Raw genomic sequence first — 11,585 nt, 5'->3', positions numbered from 1 at the left:
TTATGCTGTGTATGGTTTCTTAGACTGTTTCGACTACTGCTGCATACTCTCTCAGACTTGCGTCCTCAGGATTCAGATCTGTCACCAGGTAGTGAATTGAGTTGAGATCGCATACTTTCATGTTCTGGTCGGAGCCGAGTTTTTCGGCTATACTCATGATAGCGGTTTTCTTAGCAGATCGAATCATTGCTTTCTTTACCTGCACTACTTCCCAGTCAGAATCAGTGAGGCCGTCTTCTACGGAGAGGGAGTTGGTGCCGAGTATACAGAGATCCACTTTGATCTCAGAAAGCTGGTTTACCACCTGGGCACCGATCATGATGTGGGAGTTTTTGGAGAGCTGTCCGCCCAGCAGGATCACGTTGATATTCGGACGCTCTGCCAACTCCAATGCTACCAACGGACTTACCGTAAAGAAGGTGCAGCGCAGGGTATCCGGAATCATACGGGCTACTTCGATCATAGTGGTGCCGCCGCCTACCAGTATGCTCATGCCGTCTTTTAGCAGGTCAATTACCTTGCGGGCAATTTCCTTTTTCGACTCTTTGGCGTATACCTCCGACTGACTGAATGGGTAATGGAAGGATTTCGACAAAGCGCCACCATGTACCTTCAGAATCTGGCCGCTTTCTGCCAGTTCGTTCAAGTCTCTTCTAACCGTATCTTCCGATACATTGAGCTTCAAACTCAAATCTGATGAAAGCACCTTGTTGTGCAGATTGATCTGCTTTATGATAAAAGCCTGCCGTTCTTCCTTAAGCATTCTGGTCGTGTTTAATCTGTAAAAATCAAATATAGATTTTTTTCTGAAAATATGTAGTCGGGATCTTTAAATAGGGCCCCAACCCCAAGGATTTTTGGTATTTAAGAATGCTTCTACCCCATGGATTGGCAGGATTTCTGGAATTGAATGTTTAATATGTAGGGACAGGCCACGATCCAATTTCGTCAACTAAAGCGTTTTTACTGTCATTTCGACCCTAGGGAGAAATCTGAAGAATTACCACTAATCTCAAAGAATTCAGGTTTCTCATTACATTCGAAATGACAGTTTGTGTTCAACGTTTCTTAAGTATGCAGTAGTCGGTCGCGACCTGTCCCTGTCGAAATCCTGTTAATCTTTAAATCCTGAAAATCCTGATTCAGACAAAAAAAGCCTGCCCCACTTAAGGGACAGGCTTTCAAAGTCAGGAATTGTAAATTGTTACACCTTCACATAAATCTTCTTCTTATCCATCCAGAAGCCGATTACCCACATGGTTAGCATATAGCCTAGTGCGAACAGGAGTGAAGCTGTTTTCCCTTCGGACCAACTCAGGAAAAGATGGGTATAAAGCCACTTCTGCAAGCTCATGTCATCTATTCGGATGAAGTTAAGCAGCTTAATGACCAGTGTGGCAAAAGCGAAGATGAAGAGCGGATTTTTGCCGAAGGCTTCAAAGAAGTAGGACCACTTTACAAAGCCCAACACTTCGATCACCAGCATCAGCCCAGCGATCAACATCACGCTCAAGCCAACCGAGTGCAGTACGTAAGAGCTTGTCCAGATCGGCTTGTTGATCGGGAAGTAAATATCCCAAACCAGTGCCATAGCTACTAGTATGGCGCCAGCCACCATCAGCTTGAAGACGGTGCTCAGGTTGTTGCCGTTTTTCTGGATAAACAGACCTGCAAAGTAACCGGCGATCACATTCACAGTGGCTGGCAGTGTGCTCAGCAATCCTTCCGGGTCGAAAGGTATGCCGAAGCCTTTGTAGAGGTTGGTTTCAGGTATGATCAGGTCGTCGAACTTGCGGGCGGCATTGCCAGCAAGACTGTACGGATCAGCAGCATCACCGAAGAAGTACATCACAGCCCAGTATCCCAACAGTACTACCACACTGAAAATGGCAGCTCCCTTGAATTTTAAATAGTGCACCGCCAGTGATGCAATGAAATAGCAAAGCGCTATACGCTGCAGTACGCCCATAATACGAACCGCCGTGAAATCTTTCATCACGATTGCCCCTTCCGGATTGCGCATTACGAATGGAAACAAATTCAGGAACAAACCGATCAGAAAGATAAGGGCCGTACGCTTGAGGACCTTGCGCAGGAACACACTGTCCGGCTGCGTCTCGAATTTGCGCATACTGAAGCTCATGGCATTGCCTACCACAAACAGGAAGGACGGAAACACCAGGTCGGTGACCGTAAAGCCGTGCCAGGCAGCATGCTTGAAAGGGGCGTAAATGCTGCCCCAACTGCCGGGGTTATTTACCACCACCATCAATGCAATGGTAAGGCCACGGAGCACGTCGAGTGAAAGGTAACGCTCATACGTTTGCGGTCTGAGTAAACCAGCGTCTGTCAGGGGAGGGGCTGTCGAGAGTTTAGTCATGGGTATAAGGCGGTTAAGGTATAGCGTGTTTCGGGGAGGTATAAAAAGATAGCCGCCCCGTTTTTACCCGGGACGGCTATACCTTATATTTTAATTCACAGAAGCTTCTGCAGGCTGTTTCTCTTTGCTCTTGCCCATGGCGTCGTACACCACTTGCAGCACACCGGTGCGGGTATTGAGTTTGCTCAGCTTGTTGTTCTCGCGGGTCGGGTTCACACGGTTGCTCAGGAACACATACACCAGGTTGTTCACCGGGTCAACCCAGGTATAGGTGCCCGTGAAACCTGAGTGACCGAAGCTCTCCACCGGAGCACTCGGAGCGGCGTTGCTATTCTGAGCACCCGGTTTGGCCGGACGGTCGAAGCCGAGGGCGCGGTAGTTGCCCTGATCGCAGAACTGGCACTTGCTATACTCCTTCACCACGTTCTCGCCGATGTAGCGCTTGTTGGCATACAGGCCGTCGTTCAGGTATAAATGCATCAGCTTAGCTACGTCGTTGGAGTTACCGAACAGACCAGCGTGACCACTCACACCGCCCAGCATGGCAGCGCCTTCGTCGTGCACAGTGGCATGCAGAAGCTGCTTGCGGAAGTGCGGCTCAAACTCGGTTGGTACTACACGGGAGGCCGGATAATGTTTGTATGGGTTGAAGGTCAAAGTTGTCGCACCGATCGGCTTGTAGATCATGTTCTGCAGGTATGTCTCAAAGCCCACGCCTGTGATGTTCTCTACTACTTTCGGAGCCAGGATAAACGAGAGGTCGCTGTATACATAGCCTGGTTTTTCGTTCAGCGGCGACTCCATGATCTCCTTGTAAATCTTTTCGGCGTACTTGCGGTGGATGTACAGGTTGTTGGCTACCTTGATGGGGAATCTTCTTGTAGAATCCGCCTTAAACGTACGCCACTTGAAGTTACCGTTTTTCCTCACGGTCTCTTTCCAGAACGGAATCCAGGACTTCAGGCGGGCTTGGTGCGTGAGGATGTCGCGGTAGTTCAGGTCGGCTTTGTTCGTGCCGGCAGCCATTGGCAGGTAAGTGCCCAGTGTTTGGTTTTCGTCGAAGCGGCCTTCTCCTTTCAGGCGCATCAGCGCGGCCATGGAGGTACTGATCTTAGTCACAGATGCAAGATCGTAGATATCGTCAACACGAACCGGTTGCTCCTTGTCGTAGGTATGGTATCCGAAAGCTTTGTGATAGATCACTTTGCCGTCTTTGGCCACGAGTACCTGGGCACCTGGGGCAGCCTCTTCACGGATAGCCTGATGCACAAGCGAGTCTATACCTGCCAGGTCCTGTGACTTTAGACCTACGGCCTCCGGCATGGAGTAAGCCATACGCCAGCCGCCTCTGGTCAGCAAACCGTCGTCGATCTTGAAGGCATTGCTCACTGTAACCGGCAGTTTGCCTGTAGCGCCTATACCTCCAAATATCAGCTGTGAAACAAGGTCCTGCGTGGTGGCATTTTCCTGGTAAGCGGCAATCACGGCGTCGGCTTTGTCGAGACTCTCCATTTCGGCGAGGCTGTAAACGTTGCCAAACACGCTCACGATGGTTTTCTTGTTACGGATAAGTTCTTTCAGGAACAGGTTCATCTCGGCGGTGATACCGAAATTGCTACTGCCCGCCTTCAGTTGAAGCGAGTGTACACCCGCGATGATCAGGTCGTAGTCTTTCAGCTTCTCCTTCATAGCCAACAGTTCTTCGATAGAGTTGGTTGGCTGCAGGAAGAAGGTGTCCACTTGGGTATAGCGGGCAAGGTCGCGCTGGAAAGCAGTTTCTTTCTTCGTGCCAATAGCCAGTGCCGCTACCTTTAAGGTGTCCAGCGTCTGGATCGGCAGGATGTGGTTCTTGTTGCGCAACAGCGTAAGCGACGCTTCAGTCAGCTGACGGTTCAGGTATTGCGCATGCGGGTTGTTAAGGTCAGCGATCAGGTTCTTCGTCTCGATCGGTTTCCACTTGTCGAGGCCCACCCATTGTTTGGCGGCAAGCACTTTGCGCACGCGGAAGTCAATCTCATCTTGCGTGATTTCTTTGTTGGCAATGGCCTTTTTTACTTCCTGAATGGTTGTTTTCACATCCATCGTGTTCAGCATCACGTCGTTGCCAGCTATCAGAGCTTTCACATCTACAACTCCCGGAGGATAGAACTTGGCTACACCCTGCATGTTGAGGGCATCAGTAAACACCAGTCCGTTGTAATTGAGCTCATTCTTGAGCAAGTCCGTCACGATCGGCTTCGACAGGGTAGAGGCCAGGTTTGGCGTGTTATCCAGCACCGGGATGTTCATGTGCGCGACCATCACGCTACCCAGTCCTTTGTCCATAAGGGCACGGAATGGGTGCAGCTCGATCGAGTCGAGACGAATGCGGGAGAAGTTGATCAGCGGCAGACCATAATGTGAGTCCACGTTGGTGTCACCGTGGCCTGGGAAGTGCTTTGCGCTAGCCAACACGCGGTTGTCCTGCATGCCTTTCATGTACGCCAGTGACTTGCTGGCTACATTATGCTTCTCTTCTCCGAAAGAGCGGAAGCCAATCACGGGGTTGTTGGCGTTATTGTTAATATCAACAGTAGGCGCAAAGTTCACGTGCACGCCCAGTCGCTGGCACTGACGGGCGATCTCGGCACCCATCTCATAGATCAGGCGCTCGTTGTCGATGCCGCCCAAAGCCATTTGGTATGGGAAACGGATGGTGCTGTCAAGGCGCATGGCCAAACCCCACTCACCGTCAATGGATATCATCAACGGCACCTTGCTTTCCTGCTGGTAGCGGTTGGTCATTTTAGCCTGACGCACCGGACCTCCCTGGAAGAAGATCATGCCGCCAACTTTATAGGTCTTCACGATGTTGCTGATCGAGTCGATGTGCGCCTGGTTCTTGTTGGAGTACACCGGAATCGAGATCAGTTGAGCGATGCGCTCTTCGGGTGTTAGGGTTTTCATGACAGAGTCAACCCAGCGGCTGTTCACGTACTGCAGGAATTCAGCATCACGGCCCGGTGTATAGCTGGTAGCAGTTGCTTTCTTAGCGGCAGCCTTGCTTGTTTTTGCTTTGTTGGTCTGGCCTTGCAGGTTGTTTGTGCCGAAAATCAGCACCAGAACAAAGGCCAACGAGAAGTAATAGGATGGTTTCAAGGTGATATAGGTTTTTGTAATATCAGATATACTGCAATTTAACAGTTTTCAGGTATATGTATTTTTATTTGCGGTAATTTTTTAAATTCCTGCAAATAAAAGCAATATTAGAGGCGTCAAGCAAAGGATTATTGTCAAATATACGATGTTGCGGCGGGTATACCTATAGGTATGGGCTTGGGTATGATGGAGGTGCATAATTAACACAGTCTTGCCCCTCTCGAGAGGGAAACCTCTGTGCGCTCGAATGGAATTTGTGCACGATTGTCATCCCCCTGCCCCCTTCTAAGGGGGACTTTGGGTATTGCAGTTGTGGAATTTAAAAGCGCTGTAGTTTCTATTATAGACCTCAGGTACGCATTGAAAAGGTAACTCGCACTTGAGCAATGAAACAGTCAGCATTAGCCAGGTGCACTTTTTGACGCTCCACTGTTGGGGGTGAAGGGGGCCCCCTTTCGAGAGCGTTCAGCGAGTGGGGGAAGGGGCCCTCGATTTGGAGCGTCTTGACTTTTTTGCTTACTGGGGGTAGGGGGCCTCGATTTTTGTGTCAAGACAAAAAGTGAGTGCCCGCCGCACAGGCGAAGCAATGAAACAACACAAGTCGCTATACCTACAGCCGCCGCTACGCCAGCTATAAACTGGCCCTATGTGCTACCACAAGTTACGCTTTGCTAAACTGGCGGTATGAATAGGTATAAACAGCACCGACAGGTATAGCCAAATTGATTTTATACATTTACTGAACAAGTAAACACAACATGAAACGCATTTTAACGCAAGCACTGAGTCTGATACTAGGCTGCGGCCTACTGGCAAGCTGCGCCACAAACCCTTACGGCGCAACTAATAAGTCCTATAAAAAGCAGGCCAAAGCTTACGCCAAATCGCTGCGAGCTATACCTGCGGCACCCAATGGAGAGCACACCTATCCGCAGGGAGACTACTGGGTAGGTACCACAAACTTTAACCTGCGCAAGCCGAATTTCGTGATCATCCACCATACGGCGCAGAACTCCACGGAGCATACCCTGAAAACTTTCACGATGCCTTCTACAAAGGTGAGTTCGCACTATGTGATCGGTCGTGATGGCAAGGTATACCAGATGTTACACGACCACATGCGTGCCTGGCATGGCGGCAACAGCAGGTGGGGCAGCAATACCGACCTTAACTCGTCTTCGATAGGTATAGAGCTTGATAACAACGGCTCTGAACCCTTCCCGGAGGAGATGATCAACAGCCTGATCGCCGTGCTGGGCAAGCTCAAAAAAGAGCACGGTATACCTGCCGAAAACTTCATCGGTCACGCCGACATCGCCCCGGTGCGTAAGGTAGACCCGAGTCCGCTATTCCCTTGGAAGACATTGGCCGACAACGGCTTTGGACTATGGTTTGACGAAGATGTGCTGGAGAAAGAACAAGTGTTGCGCGAGGTTCCTGTAGGTGGTGAAGGTGATCAAAGTCCTTTGCTGGTGATGGAGACGGTACCAAAGTATACGCTGCCCGAGCACTTCAACCCACTTGACGCCCTGCGCATCATCGGTTATGATGTGCGCAATCCCGAAGCTGCCGTACGTGCCTTTAAGATTCACTTCATTCAGACTGATGTGAATGCACCCTTGACAGAGGATGAGAAACTGATTCTTTACAACCTGTATCAGAAGTATTTGTAAATTGGGGAGGGGATAACCGCCTGACAAAAGATGAACAGATACTTGCTCTTAATCCTAATACTAAGCTTAACTACTAGTTGCATGTCCCGAAAAAGTCTATCAGAATTTGAGGAGAGTAGTGGCAATGTTCAGGTTTCGTACAGAGACTTTGCTGGCGATTATCAGTTTGGCGATTGCTTTCTTTATCGAGAAGACGGGAAAGACTATCTGCTATTAGTATCAGGTACTGATCAAGATGGGGCAATAGAATTAATTCCAATTGCGATCCCTTCCCCGGAAAGCATTTCTGACTCTTCTATAGGCACACTTACTATCAATTACTACTCAAGAGAGCCCAAAATTATTGATAAGTTACTAGGCGGAGAGATACCATCAGGAGGCTTCGGTTTTTACGTTTCAGCCGATGATCTGCCTAAGGTCCATAGAGAACTTGAGTATTTATTCACGCTTAATCTGGACCCGGATAAATTTGAGACATATGGAGGAACCTCTCTTTTTGCTGATAAAACACTTGGCTACGCTATTGAGTTTTGTCTGGATTTTGAGGATACGAATAAGTATGCTCCCGACAGAATTATAATGGCAAAGCTCCCTTTAGAGAATCTGTGTAAATAAACCAGACACCACCCATGACCAGACCCCTACTCACCCGCTATACCTTACGCCTTATACCTTGTCTCAGCTTGCTCTACCTGCTCGGCTGTAGCGCAGCCAAACCTGTGGCGGAAACGCCTGCGCCTTATGGACCAGCGGAGATTCAGCGGCAGGTGATGGAGGTGGCGGCCTTGCAACAGAGCTTTGTGGGCTTTGTGCTGTACGACCCGGAGCTGGGCAAGGCGGTGGTGGAGCACAATGCCGACAAGTATTTTGTGCCGGCCTCTAACACCAAGCTGTTCACGTTTTATGCGGCCTCCAAAATGCTGGGCGATTCTATACCTGCCCTCAAGTATGTAGCTAAAGGCGACTCTTTGATTTTCTGGGGTACCGGCGATCCAACCTACACGCACATGGACCTGCAGAACAACATCGCCTACGATTTCCTGAAAAACCGCAAAGAGAAACTCTACTACATCGAAGCGCCCATGACCAGTACGCCCTTCGCCACCAACTGGGGCTGGGACGATTACAACTACTACTACCAGCCGGAGCGTAGCCCTTTTCCGATTCACGGCAACATCGTGAAGTTTAAAAAAGACAGCACCTCGGCCTATACCACCACCCCGGCTTTTTTTCAGAAGCACGTTAAACCTGACACCTCCAAAAACGCCCACCGCGACACCTTCCGCAGGGCATGGCGTACCAATGATATCGCCTACAACCCGAAGCGTGCTGCCATTGCCTTTTCACAGGAAGTGCCTTTCATTACCTCGCCTGAATTGACGGTGCAGCTACTGGCGGACACCCTGAAACGCCCTGTAAAACTGGTAAAGCGTCCTATACCTGCTGGTGGCCAGATCTTGTACGGTTTGCCCGCCGATACCGTATTTAAGCGCATGCTGCAGGTGAGCGATAACCTGATGGCTGAGCAGTTAATGATGCTGAGCTCCGGTACTTTTTCGGATACCCTGTCAGTAGAGCGGGCTATCAAGTATGCCGTGAAAACTTACTTGTCCGATTTGCAGGATGCGCCGGTATGGATTGATGGATCAGGTCTGTCTTCCATGAACATGTTCACGCCACGCAGCATCATTGCGCTGTTGCAGAAACTGCATGCTGAGCGTCCAAGAGAAAAGTTGCTGCCTATGCTGGCCGTCGGAGGCAGACCAGGCACGTTCCGGAACATCTACAAAGCAGAAGTGCCTTTCGTGTTTGGCAAATCCGGCACGCTCTCGCACGTACACAACCAAAGCGGTTATATCATCACGAAGAGCGGCAAACTGTTGATGTACAGCTTTATGAATAACAACTTTAAAACATCTTCGTCGGAAATAAGAAACGCCATGGAGCGGATTATGACGGAGGTGCACGAGAAGTATTAGTATAAATAGGAAGTCCTTTATAGCGCGAGCGTCCTCGCTCGTGTTTATTATAGAGGGGCCTCTGGCCGCTTTGAATAAAATGGGGCCAGAGGCCCCGCAATAGTCGTCACGAGCGAGGACGCTCGCGCCATGCGTAGAAATTAAAGCGGCATAGTCCACCTGATAGCTCACACTCGCGGGACGCGAGCGAAGGCAATTGAGACTTTTTTAACAAAAACAACAACCAACAATTAACAACCTGTACCTTACAAACAAACCAATACTATGTTGAAACTAACGATACGCTCTTTTGACCTGCCGCTACGGCATACCTTCACCATTTCCTACGACTCACGCGATGTGCAGCCGACCATGATCGTGGAGCTGCAGCACGGGGAGCACAAAGGCTATGGCGAGGCGACCAGCAACCCGTACTACGGCTTCACCATCGAGAGCATGACCGCAGCGCTGGAGAATATCCGCGAGCAAATCGAATCTACGGAGCTGACTTCGCCGGAGGAGTTCTGGGCACAAATGCAGCCACACCTGACCGACAATCCCTTTGCTCTCTGCGCACTGGACCTGGCTGCCAATGACCTGTTCGGCAAAATGAAGGGCCAGCCGCTCTACAAGATCTGGGGCTTGGAGGCGAAGAACATGCCGCTCACCAACTACACCATCGGTATCGATACAGTGGAGAATATGGTGAAGAAGCTGCAGGAAATGCCGTGGCCGCTTTACAAGATCAAGCTGGGTACGAAAGAAGACGTGGCCATCATCAAGGAACTGCGCAAGCACACCGACGCCATTTTCCGTGTGGACGCCAACTGCGCCTGGGGTATGGAAGAAACCATTGAGAACTCAAAGCAGCTGAAGGAACTAGGCGTGCAGTTCATCGAACAGCCCATGAAGGCCGATGATCTGGAAGGCATGAAGCAGGTATACGAGCGCTCCGAACTGCCCCTGATCGCCGACGAAAGCTGCATTACTGAGTCTGACGTATCCAAGTGCCACGGCCTGTTCCATGGCGTGAACATCAAGCTGGTGAAATGCGGTGGACTGACGCCTGCCCGTCGTATGATTGCCGAGGCCAAGAGCCTGGGTATGAAAGTGATGGTGGGCTGCATGACTGAGTCCAGCGTGGGTATATCGGCCATTGCGCAGTTGTTGCCGATGCTCGATTACGTGGACATGGACGGCGCCCTGTTGCTGAGCAAAGACATCGCCACTGGCGTGACCATCGAGCAAGGCAAGGTAAGTTATAGCGAAAATGTGAACGGTACCGGCGCCGCTCTTATAGCATAATGGCCAACAAGGTATACACAAACCAACTGCCGGGCCGCACCCTGGTGGTAGACGGAGAGGAGTTCCTGTTTTTCAGCGGGACCTCCTACCTTGGTATACCTGTGAACGAGCAATTCAGGAACTGCGTGCTGGAAGGGATGGCCCGCTACGGTACCAACTACTCCAGCTCTCGCAACTCGAATCTACAGTTGCGGGTTTTTGAGGAGGCGGAGGAGTATCTGGCCAGGTATACCGGAGCCGAAGCTGCTTTCACGATGTCGTCGGGCTATCTTGCCGGGCAGGCGCTGGTGCAGACTTTGCAGGGAAGCGGACACTTCATTTACGCCCCCAACACGCACCCGGCCCTCTGGCGCAGCACTTCCGACGAAGTCACGGGCGATTACGATGCTTGGGTAGGCCCTATGCTGGAGCAAGTGAGGGAGTCAAAGTACGAGCACATTATCCTGGTCTGCAACTCCCTCGATTCGCTCAAAGCCCGCAACCACGGTTTCAGCTGGCTAAGTGCTTTGCCCACAGACAAGCAGATCACGCTGATCGTGGACGATTCGCATGGATTTGGAGTGACGGGGGAGGACGGAGCCGGTGTGTTCGCGCAGCTGAAAGCCCGTCTGCAGGCTAATGTGCAACTGGTGGTGGCGAGTTCGATGGGGAAGGCCTTGGGTATACCTGCCGGAGTGGTGCTGGGGGATAAAGAGCTGGTGGATAAGCTGCGGCACAGCCATTATTTCGGTGGCGCATCTCCGGCTATACCTGCCTACCTGTATGCCTTTTTGCGATGCGAGTCCTTGTTTAAGGAAGCGCGGCAGAAGCTGTTTTCAAACATTGTCCTTTTCCTGCAGCATTTGGAGCGACCGGATCAATTCAGTTACTTTGAAAGATACCCGGTATTCGGGGTGCATGACCATCGCATGGCGCCATACCTGCAGGAGCAGGGGGTGATCATCTCCAGCTTCCGGTATCCGACACCAGCTGATGATCCGATCACGCGGGTGATCCTGAGCAGCGCGCATCGGGAGGAGGATATACAACGATTAACGGGGTTGATTAATCAGTTTGCTCAGGTATGATGTTGCTTGGTTAGCAGGGCCATGTGCTATGTTTAGAACCAGTAAGAGCAGCTACTTTAACAAA

The 11,585-nt window shown here is 50.7% G+C and carries 8 protein-coding genes; 5 read left to right on the top strand and 3 right to left on the bottom strand.

Annotated features, from left to right (window positions below; translation table 11 throughout):
• Positions 1–19: 19 nt before the first annotated feature.
• The 3 genes from BW972_RS15880 to BW972_RS15870 form a co-directional block, all read right to left on the bottom strand.
• Positions 20–763, bottom strand: coding sequence for a DeoR/GlpR family DNA-binding transcription regulator (locus BW972_RS15880; RefSeq protein WP_007653912.1), 744 nt, complete (start codon positions 761–763; stop codon positions 20–22).
• Positions 764–1,204: 441 nt separating this feature from the next.
• The gene (locus tag BW972_RS15875; RefSeq protein WP_076422830.1) at positions 1,205–2,380 is read right to left on the bottom strand and encodes an acyltransferase family protein; all 1,176 of its coding nucleotides are present in this window, start codon (positions 2,378–2,380) and stop codon (positions 1,205–1,207) included.
• Positions 2,381–2,470: 90 nt separating this feature from the next.
• Complete coding sequence (locus BW972_RS15870) at positions 2,471–5,518, bottom strand: serine hydrolase domain-containing protein (protein ID WP_076422829.1); 3,048 nt, start codon at positions 5,516–5,518, stop codon at positions 2,471–2,473.
• A gap of 758 nt (positions 5,519–6,276) precedes the next feature.
• Here BW972_RS15870 and BW972_RS15865 point away from each other — a divergent pair.
• The 5 genes from BW972_RS15865 to BW972_RS15845 all read left to right on the top strand — a co-directional run bounded on the left by BW972_RS15865 (position 6,277) and on the right by BW972_RS15845 (position 11,521).
• Positions 6,277–7,191 (top strand): N-acetylmuramoyl-L-alanine amidase, encoded by a 915-nt coding sequence (locus BW972_RS15865; protein ID WP_076422828.1) that lies wholly within the window; start codon positions 6,277–6,279, stop codon positions 7,189–7,191.
• Between the two features lie 81 nt (positions 7,192–7,272).
• A complete protein-coding gene (locus tag BW972_RS15860; protein ID WP_076422827.1) occupies positions 7,273–7,806 on the top strand; it encodes a hypothetical protein in 534 nt (177 codons plus the stop codon).
• Positions 7,807–7,820: 14 nt separating this feature from the next.
• The gene (locus BW972_RS15855; RefSeq protein WP_076422826.1) at positions 7,821–9,170 is read left to right on the top strand and encodes a D-alanyl-D-alanine carboxypeptidase/D-alanyl-D-alanine-endopeptidase; all 1,350 of its coding nucleotides are present in this window, start codon (positions 7,821–7,823) and stop codon (positions 9,168–9,170) included.
• A gap of 264 nt (positions 9,171–9,434) precedes the next feature.
• A complete protein-coding gene (locus BW972_RS15850) occupies positions 9,435–10,454 on the top strand; it encodes a dipeptide epimerase (protein WP_200805487.1) in 1,020 nt (339 codons plus the stop codon).
• On the top strand, positions 10,454–11,521 hold the full coding sequence (locus tag BW972_RS15845) for an aminotransferase class I/II-fold pyridoxal phosphate-dependent enzyme (RefSeq protein ID WP_076422825.1): 1,068 nt from the start codon (positions 10,454–10,456) through the stop codon (positions 11,519–11,521). Before BW972_RS15850 ends, BW972_RS15845 begins: the two co-directional genes overlap by 1 nt.
• Positions 11,522–11,585: the final 64 nt, after the last annotated feature.

The sequence above is a fragment of the Pontibacter lucknowensis genome, assembly GCF_900156415.1.
In the GTDB taxonomy this organism is placed as follows: domain Bacteria; phylum Bacteroidota; class Bacteroidia; order Cytophagales; family Hymenobacteraceae; genus Pontibacter; species Pontibacter lucknowensis.
This window is presented reverse-complemented; position numbering and strand designations above follow the sequence as displayed.